This window comes from Anaerovibrio slackiae (assembly GCF_009695585.1).
Taxonomy (GTDB): Bacteria; Bacillota; Negativicutes; order Selenomonadales; family Selenomonadaceae; genus Anaerovibrio; species Anaerovibrio slackiae.
This window is the reverse complement of the sequence record NZ_VUNR01000007.1, coordinates 42,713-57,553: the sequence shown is the minus strand read 5'-3', so window position 1 is coordinate 57,553 and position 14,841 is coordinate 42,713. Positions and strand designations below refer to the sequence as shown.

12 protein-coding genes are annotated in these 14,841 nt (G+C 53.5%); all 12 read right to left on the bottom strand.

Translation table 11 applies throughout. The features are described from left to right. Window positions 1-47: 47 nt before the first annotated feature. Window positions 48-1,301 carry a histidine--tRNA ligase gene (gene hisS / locus FYJ84_RS05305; RefSeq protein ID WP_154406555.1) on the bottom strand — a complete coding sequence of 418 codons (1,254 nt, stop codon included), beginning with the start codon at window positions 1,299-1,301 and terminating at the stop codon, window positions 48-50. Window positions 1,302-1,341: 40 nt separating this feature from the next. Next, entirely contained in the window at window positions 1,342-2,940 is a 1,599-nt protein-coding gene (hemZ, locus tag FYJ84_RS05300; protein WP_235901360.1) for a coproporphyrinogen dehydrogenase HemZ, read from the bottom strand. Then, window positions 2,930-3,394 carry a Fur family transcriptional regulator gene (locus tag FYJ84_RS05295; RefSeq protein ID WP_154406554.1) on the bottom strand — a complete coding sequence of 155 codons (465 nt, stop codon included), beginning with the start codon at window positions 3,392-3,394 and terminating at the stop codon, window positions 2,930-2,932. Before FYJ84_RS05295 ends, hemZ begins: the two co-directional genes overlap by 11 nt. Before the next feature lie 694 nt (window positions 3,395-4,088). After that, window positions 4,089-4,721 (bottom strand): MBL fold metallo-hydrolase, encoded by a 633-nt coding sequence (locus FYJ84_RS05290; protein WP_154406553.1) that lies wholly within the window; start codon window positions 4,719-4,721, stop codon window positions 4,089-4,091. Between the two features lie 127 nt (window positions 4,722-4,848). Then, complete coding sequence (locus FYJ84_RS05285) at window positions 4,849-7,143, bottom strand: RelA/SpoT family protein (protein WP_154406552.1); 2,295 nt, start codon at window positions 7,141-7,143, stop codon at window positions 4,849-4,851. A 74-nt stretch (window positions 7,144-7,217) separates the two neighbouring features. Further along, a complete protein-coding gene (recJ, locus tag FYJ84_RS05280; RefSeq protein ID WP_154406551.1) occupies window positions 7,218-9,197 on the bottom strand; it encodes a single-stranded-DNA-specific exonuclease RecJ in 1,980 nt (659 codons plus the stop codon). A 207-nt stretch (window positions 9,198-9,404) separates the two neighbouring features. Continuing rightward, on the bottom strand, window positions 9,405-9,905 hold the full coding sequence (locus FYJ84_RS05275; protein ID WP_154406550.1) for a cob(I)yrinic acid a,c-diamide adenosyltransferase: 501 nt from the start codon (window positions 9,903-9,905) through the stop codon (window positions 9,405-9,407). Between the two features lie 28 nt (window positions 9,906-9,933). Next, the gene (ndk, locus tag FYJ84_RS05270) at window positions 9,934-10,350 is read right to left on the bottom strand and encodes a nucleoside-diphosphate kinase (protein ID WP_154406549.1); all 417 of its coding nucleotides are present in this window, start codon (window positions 10,348-10,350) and stop codon (window positions 9,934-9,936) included. 138 nt (window positions 10,351-10,488) lie between these two features. After that, complete coding sequence (locus tag FYJ84_RS05265) at window positions 10,489-11,010, bottom strand: gamma carbonic anhydrase family protein (RefSeq protein ID WP_154406548.1); 522 nt, start codon at window positions 11,008-11,010, stop codon at window positions 10,489-10,491. Window positions 11,011-11,132: 122 nt separating this feature from the next. Continuing rightward, window positions 11,133-12,392: an HD domain-containing protein gene (locus tag FYJ84_RS05260; RefSeq protein WP_154406547.1), complete on the bottom strand. Its 1,260-nt coding sequence runs from the start codon at window positions 12,390-12,392 to the stop codon at window positions 11,133-11,135. Window positions 12,393-12,605: 213 nt separating this feature from the next. Continuing rightward, window positions 12,606-13,520: a homoserine kinase gene (gene thrB / locus FYJ84_RS05255; RefSeq protein ID WP_154406546.1), complete on the bottom strand. Its 915-nt coding sequence runs from the start codon at window positions 13,518-13,520 to the stop codon at window positions 12,606-12,608. Between the two features lie 16 nt (window positions 13,521-13,536). Next, entirely contained in the window at window positions 13,537-14,826 is a 1,290-nt protein-coding gene (locus FYJ84_RS05250; protein ID WP_154406545.1) for a homoserine dehydrogenase, read from the bottom strand. Between the last annotated feature and the right edge of the window lie 15 nt (window positions 14,827-14,841).

Here is a 14,841-nt window from a genome sequence, read left to right as displayed (position 1 = left end):
ATCATTATAGCAAACTCGCCAAAAACTGACAATGATTTTGCAAAATGTTACGCCTTAATTTTCCCTATTACCTCGGCAAGGGCTACCTTTTCCTGCTGGCTGTCAGACATGCTGCGGAGCATTACCACTCCCTCGACAATCTCGTCATCACCAAGGATAAGGGCATAACGTGCCCCCAGCTTGTTGGCCTGCTTCATCTGAGCCTTCATGCTGCGGCCGGCAAAATCCATCGCCGCAGACAGGCCAGCCTTGCGCAGGTTGTTCAAGAGCTTGAATCCCTCGGACTGGGCAGCCTCACCCAGTGCCACCACATAGGCATCCACGCTGCGGTTCTTCTCCGGCAGCAGGTTCTGGCTCTCCAACGCCAGAAGGAGCCGCTCCAAACCTGTGGCAAAACCCACGGCCGGGGTAGGACTGCCGCCCATTTCCTCAATCAGCCCGTCATAGCGGCCGCCACCGGCCACGGCACTCTGAGCCCCCAGCGGCGGATACTTGATTTCAAAGGCGGTCTTGGTGTAGTAGTCCAGGCCACGCACCAGCCTAGGGTCATGCTGGAAGCTGATACCGGCATTGGCAAGGTGCTCCTTGAGCTTTGCAAAATGGTCACTGCACTCATCGCAGAGGCAGTCGGTAATCTTCGGTGCATCTGCCATGTATGGTTTGTCACTGTCCTTCTTGCAGTCCAGGATGCGCAGAGGGCTTCTGTCAAAGCGGCTGCGGCAGTCCTCGCACAAATCATCCAGCTTGTCCCGGAAGAAATCCTGCAGCATGGTGCGGTATTTGCTGCGGCACTTCGGGCAGCCCACGGAATTGATGGAAAGCTCCAGGTCCTTCAGCCCCAGCCCTTCCAGCAGGCTCATGGCCAGCAGGATTACCTCTGCATCAACGGCAGGATTGGCCTCCCCCAGTGCCTCCACGCCAAACTGATGGAACTCACGCATGCGTCCTGCCTGCGGGCGGTCATAGCGGAACATGGAACCGATGTAGAACAGCTTCACCAAATTGGACTCCGCATAAAGCTTGTTCTGCAGATAGGCACGGACAGCGGAAGCCGTATTCTCAGGCCGCAGGGTAATGCTCCTGTCCCCCCGGTCGGTAAAGGTGTACATTTCCTTGTCCACCACATCTGTGCCCTCGCCGATGCCCCGCTGGAAAAGCTCCGTATGCTCAAAAATCGGGGTCCTGATTTCGCTGTAGCCAAAGCGGCGGCACAGCTCACGGATTTCCCCCTCCACATAATTCCAATCGCCTACTGAGTCAGGCAGTATATCCTTTGTTCCACGAGGTGCATTTGTCAACATTCCTCTTTATCCTCCTGTATGTCAAAATTACAATTAATCACTATATTTCTGGCTGCGGCTTGCCGTAGATTTCCTCCAGCAGTGCCCTGCGCTTTTCGATATATACGTCAATATCCCGTTCATAGGTCACCAGATCCTTGGCATTAAAGACAGATTTCAGGCGGTTCTCCCGAAAATCCACCACCTTGGTGGTGGCAGCACCGCCAATGCCAAGAATTGTCTGCTGTTCCTCCATAATCTGGATATTGTACATGCTCTCCGCCCCGTCACGGCTGCAGCCCACGTTTTCCATCTGGCCGCTCATATAGCCCTGACGGTAGAGATAGTATGGCTTCAGCCCGGACTTCGTCACATAATCCATGGCCACCGCAAACATCTCCCGGCAGGTATCGTCCTCGGGCAGCTCATAGTCAGCCAGGTTCATCTTCAGCCTGGAACCCCGCTTCAGTGCCAGGGAATGGAGGGTGATATCGTCAGGTGCCAGGGCAGTAATCTGCTCCATGGTATCCCTGACATCCTCCACCCCTTCTCCCGGCAGGCCGATAATCAAATCCATGTTGATTTCCGGAATCCCTGCCCGGCGAAGGCTGTGGAACATCTCGGACACCGACTCCACCGTGTGGTTCCTGCCGATGCGCTTCAAGGTGCGCTGCTGCATGGTCTGGGGATTGCAGCTGACACGGGTGACACCGCACTGCTGCATGGCAGCCAGCTTCACCTCTGACATACTGTCCGGCCGCCCTGCCTCCACCGTAAACTCCACCGTATGCTCACAGCAGAAGCTTTCCTTCACCAGCTGCAGCATTTCGGAGAAATAGTCATCCGGCAGGCTGGTAGGAGTACCGCCTCCCACATAGACGGACTGCACCTTGAAGCCGTAAGCCTGCACCAAATCCCTTGCTGCCAGCAAATCCTTGCGGAAGGCTGCCATAAAACGCTCTATGCCCTTCTTCCCCGGCAGGATGTGGGCAGGAAAGGAACAGTACAGGCACCTGGTCAGGCAGAAAGGGATGCCCACATAGATGCTGACAGTCTGCCTGTCCGATTTTGCCAAAAAAGGCCGCTGGCGGATGGCCATATCCGTAATGACCGTTGCCTTTTCCCAGCTTGCAGCATAGTCCGTCCTAAGCCTTTCCACCACCTCATCACGGCCCAGGCCGTCATTCAAAAGCCGGTGGACAATCTTCGTGGGCCGCACCCCGTGCAGAATGCCCCAGGGAGCCTCAGGAAAGCCAAACTCCTGCCGCAGCAGGTGATAAAGGTTCAGCTTAATCAGCCGGTGCTTCCCTGCCTCAAACCGCTCGCTGCCCCTGCCCCTATCGGTGCGCTCCATGCCATGGCTGCTGCCGTCAGCGGCAATATAATGCACCATAGTCCGTACCACAGGCAGCTCCCCCGGCCGCTCCGTCAGGGACGAGGTAGTCTCCCCCGGCACGCTCTCCGTAAAATTCTCGATTTTCAGCTCCAAAATATCATAGGCGGCATTACTAATAAGCTCCGCCTGCTTCTCAGGACTCTTTCTGTAGGGCAGCTTTTCCACTGGCACCGGCAGCTCCATTTTAAAGAGGTTCAATACCTCCCGCACCACCTTGCAGACTACCTGGTTCTGGCTGTTGAGCAAAAATTCCTTAATTCGCAATTTCGTTCCGGCACTCCTCACACAGCCCAAAGAACTTCACCTGATGGTCAGTTACCTTGAAGCCGCACTTTTTCATAATATCCGCTTCCAAATCATCCAGCATATCCTCGGAAAACTCGATTACCTTCTTGCAATTTGTGCAAATCATGTGATGATGCTGATGGGAGTTGGGCTCCGTCAGATTCAGCTCATAACGGGAACAGCCATCACCGAAATCAATCTTCTGCAGGATGCCTATCTCCTTGCTGCACAAAAGCTCCAGTGCCCTGTACACAGTAGCCAGGCCTATATCAGCAGACTTCTGCTTCAAAATATCATGCACTTCCTCGGCACTGAGATGTACGCCGGGATTGTTCACAAAAACCTCCAGCACAACCCTCCGCTGGTGGGTACACTTATATGGGCTGTTTTGCAGCTTCTGCCTCAAATCATCCAAAGAATATGTAGCTGACATGACCGCAGCCTCCTTTATCCGTAAAATTCAAATACAATATATTATATCAAAGATATGTGCAAAAAGCAAAAAAATAAACCGTGGCACCTTATATAAAAAGCCACGGCAAAAAACACATCAAACAGGCAATCAGCTCCATCGCGGAGCCGCTCATCATACCGGCGCTGCCTTTCTGACCTTTCCATGTTTCTGACACATCCATATACCTGCTTCCATTCTAAAACAAAGGGAAAATTTTCGCAACATTCAAATTTTCGTGATACTGAATTGTTACTTAAAACAAAACGAAATTAGCTTATTTCAGTTTGTACAGCGGCTGGCAGTATCAAACTTCGCCAGCCTTTCCGCCCCCTTTTTCAGGCTTGCTCGTAAAGCAGGATTAGCTGCTACAGCCCCATACTAACTGAATATCGTTGTATTATTTTGTTGTATCTGTTCAGACCAAAAGAGGGACAGGTGTGGCATGTACCCAAAGAAAACCTTGAGTGCAGCCTCGCTTCTTAGCGAGTGCGAGCGTAAGCGATGCAGGAGCTTAGAAGCGCGAGGCTGTGCTAAGAGCGAGAGCGAGTTTTCTATGGGTACTGCCGCTACCTGTCCCTTTATAATGTCTGAACAGAGTCCACTAAATCCCAAACTACTTCTTTCAGTATATGCTCGTAGTTACAAACAAGCACCACGACAAACTGAAATCCACTTATCCTTGTTGCAAATACGGATTGCAGCGGCGTTCCCTGCCCATGCGGCTGGCAGGGCCGTGCCCAGGATAAACCTTGGTTTCGTCAGCAACCTGTGCCAGAGCCACATTCACGGAATGCAGGATTTCGTGATAATCACCCCCGGGCAGGTCGGTACGCCCTACACTGCTGGCAAACAGGGTATCACCGCTAAAGAGGCAGCCTCCCCCATACAGGCAGATGCCGCCCTTGGTGTGCCCCGGCGTATGGATGACCTTCAGGCTGGATTTGCCAAAGTTAATCACATCGCCGTCCTCCAGCAAAATCTCCGCCGGTTTTTTCTTGCCCACAAACACGCTGTACACAGCCATTTCTTCCTCGCTGGCTGTCAGCATAGGCGCATCCTCCCTATGGATTGCCAGCTGAACCCCCAGGGCATCCCGCAGCACATCCACGGCACCGATATGGTCCCAATGGCCATGGGTATTCACCAGAAGCTTTATATCAATGCCGTTATCCCTGACATAAGCAAGAATTTCCTGCCCGTTGTCCCCGGCATCAATAATAATACCTTCACCAGTTTCCTCATCCTTCAGCACATAGCAGTTTTCCTCAATCGGGCCCACCACCAAAGTATCTACACTAAAGCTCATCTTGCACCTCACACACGCTATTATTATCGCTTATTGCCATTACTATTACTATAACTATAACTATAAACTATCACTGTCAACCACAACTATTGCTATTCCTATCGCTCACGCTTCTGAATCTCTCCGCTTATCTTCCATGCCTGGTGTTGCTGTTATTATCAGCTGCACTTGCCATAGCACGGCTGACGCTGAACACATCCTTCAGGCGGCGGATTTTGCCCATCACCAGGGAGACCTGGGCCGCATTGTGCACCTCAAGGCTCATGATAATCGTCGATGTCTTGTTGCCCTTGTTTGCCTTGGCATTGACAGCGGACACATTGATTTTCATCTCCGCCGGTACTGACAGCACGCTGGTCAGCACCCCTGCCGCATCGTTGCAGATAATCTCAATCTCCACCGTATAATCCTTGTCAAGGCCGATATCCCAGTTCACATCGATCACCCGGGTGGTGTCACCGTCATCCGACAGCACATTTGGGCAGTCCGCCCGGTGGACGGAAACGCCCCGCCCCTTGGTGATATAGCCCACAATAGGGTCCCCCGGTATCGGGTTGCAGCACTTGGCCAGCCGCACCAGCATCCCGGACTCGCCCTCCACCAGAATGCCGTGGCTTGCCTTATTCTTCCGGGAGTTGTTGTGCTGCTGCTTGATGGTTTCCAGCATCTCGCTGACATCCGGCGGCGTTGCCGCCTTGATGGCCTTCTTGTGATGCTCAATCAGCTTGGCAATGACGCCATTGACTGCCACGCCGCCATAGCCTACTGCCGCCAGCATGTCCTCGTCATTGTTGATGTTGAACCGCAGGCAGACAGAATTCAGCCATTCATCCCGCAGCAAATCCTTTGGCTCATAGCCAAGCCTTTTTGCCTCCTTCTCCAGAAGCTCCCTGCCCCGGATGACATTTTCCTCCCGCTTCACCTTCTTGAACCAGGAGCGGATTTTTGCCCTGGTATCCGAGGAAGCCACGATATTCAGCCAGTCGCGGCTAGGGCCGTTATTCGCCTTATTGGTAATGATGGATACCTGGTCGCCGTTTTTCAGCTTGTACTCCAATGGCACAATCTTGCCGTTGACCTTGGCACCAACGCAGTGATGCCCCACCTCCGTATGAATGCGATAGGCGAAATCTATCGGCACGGAGCCCTTCGGCAAATCAATCACATCACCATTGGGGGTAAAGACAAATACCTCATCGGAGAAAATATCCATCTTCAATGCTTCCAGATATTCTGTCGGGTCGTTCACCTCGTGCTGCAGATTCATCATCTGCCGCAGCCAGGAAATCTTTTTCTCGTAGTCATTGCCGGCACCTACGCTGCGTCCGGCTTCCTTGTACTTCCAGTGGGCTGCCACGCCGTATTCGGAAACCTTGTGCATGGCAAAGGTACGAATCTGTATTTCCAGAGGGTAGCCCCTGGTCATGACCGTGGTATGCAGGGACTGGTAGCCATTGGACTTGGGCATGGCGATATAGTCCTTGAACCGGCCCGGGATAGGCTTCCACATGGCATGGATAACCCCCAGCACCGCGTAGCAGTCCTTTACATTGTGCACCAGCACCCGGACAGCTGACAGGTCATAGATCTCGCTGATATCCTTGTTGTCCCGCTTCATCTTGCGGTAAATGCTGTAAAAATGCTTCGCCCTGCCGCTGATTTCCGCCTTGATGCTGCTCCTGATAAGCTTGGTGTGAATCTGCAGGATGGCATCCTCAATAAACCGCTGGCGCTCCTGCCGCTTCTGCTTGACCTTCTCCACCAAATCATAATAAAACTCCGGCTCCAGGTACCTGAGGCACAAGTCCTCCAGCTCCCACTTGATATTGGAAATACCCAGGCGGTTGGCAAGGGGCGCATACACCTCGATGGTTTCCTTGGCAATGCGCTTCTGCTTTTCTTCCTTGACGAATTTCAGGGTGCGCATGTTGTGCAGCCGGTCAGCCAGCTTAATCATGATTACCCTGATGTCCTTGGCCATGGCCAGAAACAGCTTGCGGTAATTCTCCGACTGCTGCTCCTCCCGGGACTGGTACTTGATTTTCCCCAGCTTGGTGACGCCATCAATCAGCATCGCCACCTCGGTGCCGAAAATATCCTCCATCTGGGCCTGAGAATAAGTCGTATCCTCCACCACATCATGGAGAAGCGCCGCCGTGATGGTGGTACTGTCAATCTGCAGCTCCGTAAGGATTTTTGCCACGCACAGGGGATGGATGATATAGTCCTCGCCGGAGGCACGCTTCTGTCCGCCATGAGCCGCATTGGCAAGCTCATATGCCTTGCGCACCAGCTCCACATCGGCATGGGGCTGATACTTCAGCACCGCATTGATAACCTCGTCGATAGTCACCTCGGCTGTTGCACTTGCCACCTCGGGAATATAAATATTGACATCATTCTGGCCCTTTTTCTCCAACATAAAAACCACCACCAACTAATTTCTATTGCTTTTAGAAAACATTATAGCACATTTTCCGAGATTTAACTTCCTATTCAGCTATTTAGCCGTCTAAAAGTAGGCGAATCATACAAATCCATTTTCTTTGCCGTACTGCTTAGCTCCAGATAGCCCTCCGGCGTCTTTTTAAGAAGCCCCAGCTCCAAGAGCACCGTCACAGCATCCGCCACGTTCTGCTCCTCCGCCCGGCAGCCCTCCAGCCTTGCCTGCATGGCCAGCCACCCAAGGTCAGCCGACAGCCTATGCCCCCCCTGCACCCTGCTGCGGAGGAAAACATAAATCTGCCGCATGAAATCCCTGTCCACAGCCACAGGCTCCTGCACCGGCACAGGCTCATCCAAAGAGCGCACCATGCACTGCAGGCTTCTCATGTCGCGCCACTCGTTGATACCGGCGGCATAAACCATGTCAAAGCCGCCCCGTGCCACCCTGGCCAGCTCCTCCGGCATGTTGAAGGCAATGGCATCCACCAGCCTGCCCCGGTCGGAGACGGTGAATTTCAGATGCCTGGCATCCGCCCCCTTCAGCTCAGGGTTGAGGCAGCTAAGCCCCCGGCAGCCAAACAGCGGCGGCTCGTTTTTCATGCCGCAGGGCTCCAAAAGGGAAAGCTCCTCCACCATCTCCATGGTCATCTCCGCCGGTGAAATCTCCATGTCAATATCGTAGCAGGGAATATACTGGGCAGCAGTCATCTGCCGCCTGGCCTCCGCCTCCAGAAGCTCCCGGAGCAGATCAATATTCTCCGCCCTCACCGTCAGCCCTGCCGCCATCTCGTGGCCGCCGAACTGCACCAGGGCAGACTGGCAGCTGGTCAGGGCCTTAAAGAGGTTGAACCCCGGAATGCTGCGGCAGGAGCCCTTGCCAATGCCATCCTTTACGCTGATGACAATGGTGGGCAGGTAGTATTTCTCCTGCAAGGAATATGCCACCAGCCCCAGGACACCATGATGCCATTCCTCTCCTGCCACCACGATTACCCGGGCGTTGCCAATATCCATGGACTTTAGCTGTTCCTCCGCCATGGCCTGGATTTCCTCCTTCAGCTCCTTGCGGGTGTTGTTCAGCTCGTTCAGCTTCCCTGCCATCTCCCGTGCCATGTCCTCGTTCTCGGACAGCAGCAGCTCCACGCTGAGACGGGCGCTTTTCAGCCTGCCGGCTACGTTGATGCGGGGAGCCAGCACAAAGCCGATGCCCATGCTGTCAATCTCCCGGTTTCCCAGCCCCGTGGCCTCAATCAGGGCGCGTATCCCCACAAAGCTGGAATCCTTCATGCGCTTCAAGCCCTCAGCCACAATCTTCCTGTTCTCATCTACCAGGGGCACCGCATCTGCCACCGTGCCCAGGGCCACAATCTCCAGTCCCGGATTTTCTGCCGGTACCTTTTTCATGGCCAGCCACAGGGCCTGGCACAGCTTGAAGGCAATGCCCACTCCGGCAAGCTCCCCGCAGGGGTACTTTGAGTCCTGCCTGTGGGCATCGATTACCGCCACCGCCGGAGGCAGCTCATCCCCCGGCAGATGGTGGTCAGTCACCACGAAGTCCATGCAGTCCTGCATCTGCCTGAGCTCCTCCACGGACTTGATGCCGCAGTCAACGGTAATCACCAGGCTGGTACCCTGACGATGCATGCGTTTCAGTGCCTCAAGATTTACGCCATAGCCCTCCGTAAAGCGGTCTGGGATATAGTAATCCGCCCAGCCCCCCAGCTGCTGCAATGTGCGCAGCAGCACCGTAGTAGCCGTGATGCCGTCAGCATCATAATCCCCGTACACCACAATCTGCTCCCTGGCCTCAATAGCTGCCCTGATGCGCTTGACAGCCTTGTCCATATCCGGCAGCAGGTATGGGTCATAATACTCCCTTTCCTCAGGGTGCAGAAACTCCCTGGCCGCAGCTGCATTATCAATGCCCCTGTTCAGCAGGATGCCTGCCAGAAGGGCGGACACTCCCAGCTCTGCCGCGAGGGCGGCTGCCTTTTCCTTATCCTTTTGTCTGATGTTCCAAATTTTTCGCATATAAATCTTCTTCCTAAAAACAACGCATCTGCCGCTCACTCCCCTAGGGCGATTTTGCAGCAGTTATTTATCTTTCTAAGAGAACATATTCGCTATATATTGCAAAAATCCTGCCTGCGGCACAAAAAAAACGCGTATTGAAGAAAAAATTTTTTCAACACGCGCTTCCTTGCAGCTATTTACTTCAAAAATCAGGCTGCCAGCCCCTTATCTGTCTTCCTCAAGACGCATCAGCATGAAGCAGAAGTCAGAAATACGGTTCAGCAGAATCCTGTCCTGGTCAGGCACAATCTCATTCTTGGCCAGATCCCACATGACACGCTCGGCACGCCTTGCTACAGTCCTTGCCAGATCCAGGCAGGCACCGCCCTTGGTCTCGCCAGGGATGAGGAAACCATGGAGAGGCTCCATCTGCTCCTCCATCTTGTCCATCATATCCTCCAGGTACACCACATGGTCATGGGTAATCAAAGGCTCATAGTCGTTCAGGCTGGCCAGGTCAGTCATCAGGAGGCCGTTCAGCTTCTGCAGGCGCAGGCACAGGTCCTTCACCTTCTCATTCTCGCAAAAAGCCCTTGCCATGCCAAGAGCAGAGCCAAATTCATCCAAAGCACCGTATGCCTTAACTCGCCAGGAGTTCTTGGCAATTCTCTGGCCGGTGCTCAGGTCGGTCATGCCGCTATCGCCTCTAGCAGTGTACAAGCTCATATAAATTCCCCCTCACAATCAATCGAACTCAATCGAAAATTTCAGAGGCATTAAAGAAAATGGAAATCTCCCTGGCAGCATTCTCAGGCGAATCGGAGGCATGCACCGCATTGCGGCTGCCGCTGGCCGCGTACAGCTTGCGGATGGTCCCCTCGGCTGCCTCTGCCGGGTTGGTCTTGCCATTGATGGCACGCACATTGGCAATGGCTCCCTCGCCCTCCAGCACCATGGCAATAATCGGGCCGGAGGTCATAAAGCCCATCAGATCATCATAATAAGGACGGCCAATATGCTCCTCATAATGCTTGGAAGCCAGCTTTTCATCCATCTGCAGCATCTTCATTGCCAAAATCTTCAAGCCCTTTTCCTCGTAGATTTTGACGATGTCACCGATGTGTTTACCCCTTACAGCGTCCGGCTTTATAAGCACCAAAGTTTTTTCCATTTTTTCAATACCTTCTCTCCTGAATACTTCTTCTGTACTAGTATAATTCTACATTGATAGCGAAAATCCTGCTTTTCAGGCAAAATTCATCTAACAAATTTTGCAAAATTTCTCTGCCTGTTTCACGGCAGGATACTTTTACTTATTGCCCATGATTTCCGCATAGACCTGCCCCAGCTTGTAGTAGTTCTCGGTAGATGCCTTCAATGCCTCCAGCTCGTCATCCCTGAGGGCACGCACCAGCTTGGCAGGATTGCCATACACCAGGGAGCCGGAGGGAATCTTCTTGTGCTGAGGGATAAAGGAATTGGCGCCGATAACGCAGTTATCCCCAATCTCCGAGTAGCCAATCAGCACGCTGCCCATGCCAATCAGGCAGTTATTGCCCACCTTGCTGCAATGCACCACCGCATTGTGGCCGATGGTTACATGGTCACCGATTTCCGTTGGCGAATCACTCATGGTATGGATAGTGGCATTATCCTGTATATTGGTGTGCTTGCCGACAACCACCTTGTTCACATCGCCGCGCACCACAGCACCAAACCATACATTGGTACCTGCCCCCAGCTTCACATCCCCTACTACGGAAGCAGTAGGCGCGACAAAAACATCATCAGCTAAATCAGGATTAATATCCTTGTACGGATAAACTGCCATAAAAATCACCTTCCTGGAATACCCGGCTGCCATAGCTGCAGCAGCCCAATTACATTTCTTTTGTATTATTATAACAGAAAATTGTCTAATTTGCTATAGATTAATTACTTTTATTTATGGCACTATGCCCTGCACTGTGCCAGCATTCTTTTGCATATCTCCAGCTGCTGCCCCTTTACCCAGTCACCGATTTTCCTGCCGGTGAGCCCCCGTGGGGCATCTGAGCCGGAAACCTCGCTCATGGCACTGATGATTTCCTCCGCATGCTCAAGATACGGCGGCAGCCCCTTGTTATCCGCCCCGATGATGATTTTGATGTCACTGATAGAGAGCTCCGCCGCCACAGCCTTCATCATCAGGAGCAGCTCACAGATTTTCGGTGGCTTTGACAGGCGTGGCGCCCGCATGTGCTGGCTGATAATGAACCTTGCCGCCTTCAGCCACGCCGACGGCAGGGTGACACGGCGATTCCAGCCAGCCAGCACCTCCAGGCCCTTTACCTCATGGCCGTAGTGATGGGGCAGCATTTCTTCCGGCGTGACTCCCTTGCCCAGGTCATGGCAGAGGGACGCAAACCTTGCCGTAATATTCTCCGTCCTGCCTGCTACCTCATCCACAATCAGCATCACATGCTCAAAGGCATCCCCCTCCGGGTGATACACCTCTGGCTGTGTCTTGCCAATAAGGGCATGGATTTCCGGGAAAATATCCTGCAGCAGCCCGGCACTATGGAGAAGACGGAAAAATTGGGAGGGCCTGTCCGCCGCCAGTGCTTTTTTCAGCTCCCCCAGAATCCTCTCCCCCGGCTCCTGACAAAGCTCACTGCGGCACTGCCCCATAGCTGCCAAAAGCTCCGGTGCCGGTGCATAGCCCAGCCGTGCCGCAAACCGTGCCGCCCGCAGGGCCCGTACCGGATCCTCCCCAAAGTGCTCCGACACAGGCCGCAGCACCCTGTCAGCTATATCTGCCTGCCCTCCATAAGGGTCCACCAGCCTGCCCTCATGCAGATCCAGCGCCATACTGTTGATGGTCAAGTCCCGGCGATACAAATCATCCTCAATAGTGATGGAGCTGTCCGCCTCTGCCACAAAGCCCCGGTAGCCGCTGCCCTCCTTCCGCTCCCGGCGTGCCATGGCCACCTCGCACTGCCTGTCCCCCCTGCCGCCATCAGCCTCGATAGGCAGCAGAAAAACAGGAAACGCCCTGCCGATGAGCTTTCCCTCCGGGAATGCCGCCTCAAAGCTGACGGCATCCATGCCTGTTACCACATAATCCTTGTCCTCCGGCTGTTCTCCCCGCAGGAAGTCCCTTACCCAGCCGCCTACCGCGAAGGCATGCCCCCCGGCAGCCTCCACCCTTGCCACAAACTCCGCTTCCAGCATAAACACATCTCCTGAAAATTATCTGCATAATGCTCCAATAATCCACAAAATAGCTTATCAGCACATAAAGTTATTCATTAGCACATAAAGTTATTTATCACCACACAAAATTATTCATCACACATAAAGCAATTTGTCAGCACATAAAAATTGGCTGACTTTATTATACAGCATACAATAAAATCAGCCAAATAATACATTTTATGTAAATAACTAAATCACAGTTGCCCCTGTGCCGTCAATATCAAAAACATGATACTGGGACTTGACGTTATTTTTCGCAAAGGCATCCCGCATTGCCATGCCTACGGCATCGGCATTTTCCACCGTAAAGGCAATCAGGCACGGACCGGCACCGCTCATGCTGGCCCCCAGGGCACCTGCCGCCCGGGCCGCCTTGAACACATCATACATGCCGGGAATCAGCTTGGCGCGATAAGGCTGGTGCAGGGCATCATCAAAGACGCTGCGCAAAAAGCTCTTGTTGCCCTTGCAGAGAGCCGCTGTCAGCATTGCCGCCCTGCCGATGTTGAACACGGCATCCTTCATAGGCACCTCAGCCGGCAGCACCGCCCTGGCCGCCTTGGTAGGCAGGAAGAAATCCGGCACCGTCACCACCAGCTTCAGGGGAAGCTTCGGCATCAGGGAGAAGCACTCCGGCTTGCCGTTCCTGACAATGCTGATGGTAAAGCCGCCAAAGATAGCCGGTGCCACATTGTCAGGGTGCCCCTCAATCTCCGTAGCCATCTGCAAAAGGTCACGATTGGTAAAGGGATTGCCCAAGCACTCATTAGCAGCCTTCAAGCCTCCTACAATAGCTGTAGCGCTGCTGCCCAATCCCCTGGACAGGGGCACGCCATTATCCATCCTGATAATAGCCCCCTTGTACTCCTGCGCCTTGCCGGCCCTTTCCAAAAGCTTCTGAATGGAACGCCACACGATGTTCCTTTCGTCCACAGGGATATTTTCAGCGCCATCGCCCGTTATCTCTATGTCCAGCCGCTCCTCCTCAAGGAGAGTCAGCTCCAATTCATTATAAATAGTACATGCCACGCCCAGGCAGTCAAAGCCCGGCCCGCAGTTGGCTGAGGTTCCCGGAACCCTGACCTTCACACTTCTTACTTCCATCGGAAAGCCTCCTAGCTCAGTTCTCCTCCACGCGGATAATGCTGCGGATGCTGTCAACAACCTTCAGCCCCTGCAGCACATCTGCCGCCTTCTGCAAATTCCTGTGCTGCACCACATGGGTAACAGCCACAATCTCAGCATGAACGCCCACCTTCCGCGTCTGGATAACGGATTTCAGGCTGACACCGCTCTCGCCGAAGGCAGTAGCAATGGAGCCCAGCACCCCCGGCTCATCATCCACATGAAGGCGCACATAGTAGGAAGACTCCGTTTCCTCAATCGGGCAGAAAGCACGGCTGTTGTAGCAGGTGCAGCCGATCACGGAATGCACATCGCTGACAATATTCCTGGCCTCGCCGATAATATCTGCCACCACCGCAGAGGCAGTAGGCAGGGAGCCTGCACCACGGCCATAGAACATGGCATCACCGATGGCATTGCCCCGGAGGAAAATCGCATTGAACACGTCCTTCACCGCAGCCAGCGGATGGCTGCTCGGCAAAAATACCGGATGCACCCTGACATTGACGCCCTTCTCGCCATAATCCTTGGCCACAGCCAAAAGCTTGATTACATAGCCCAGCTCATTAGCATAGTTGATATCCGCAGGCTCGATGTGGGTGATGCCCTCCACGGACACCTGCTCCAGGTTGATACGGGTGTTAAAGCCGATGGAAGCAAGGATTACCGCTTTGCGGGCAGCATCCCAGCCCTCCACATCAGCAGCAGGGTTTGCCTCAGCATAGCCCATGGCCTGAGCTTCCTTCAGAATGCTGGCATAGTCAGAGCCATCCTCGGTCATCTTCGTCAGCATATAGTTGGTGGTACCGTTGACAATACCCATAATCTCGCTGATGCGGTTGCCTGTCAGGCACTCCTTCAAAGGGGTGATAATCGGGATACCGCCCCCCACGCTGGCCTCAAACTTGAAGTCAACGCCCTTGGCTTCAGCCATATCAAAAAGGTCGTGACCGAACTGAGCCACCACATCCTTGTTGGCAGTAACTACATGCTTGCCATTCTCCATAGCCTTCAGCATGTACTCCCGGGCTGGATGCTGTCCCCCCAGAAGCTCCACTACAATATCAATCTCCGGGTCATTCAGGATATCATCTGCATTGTCCGTAAGCTGGATATCCTCCAGATACTCCCGCTTCTTGCTGATATCCCTTACCAGTATCTTCTTGATGGCAATCCTGCCGCCAACCTTCTTGGCAATATCATCTGCATTTTCCTTCAAAACCCTGACCACGCCGGTACCTACAGTGCCGGAACCCAAAAGGCCTATACTAATTTCCTTGGACATATAAAAAACATTTCT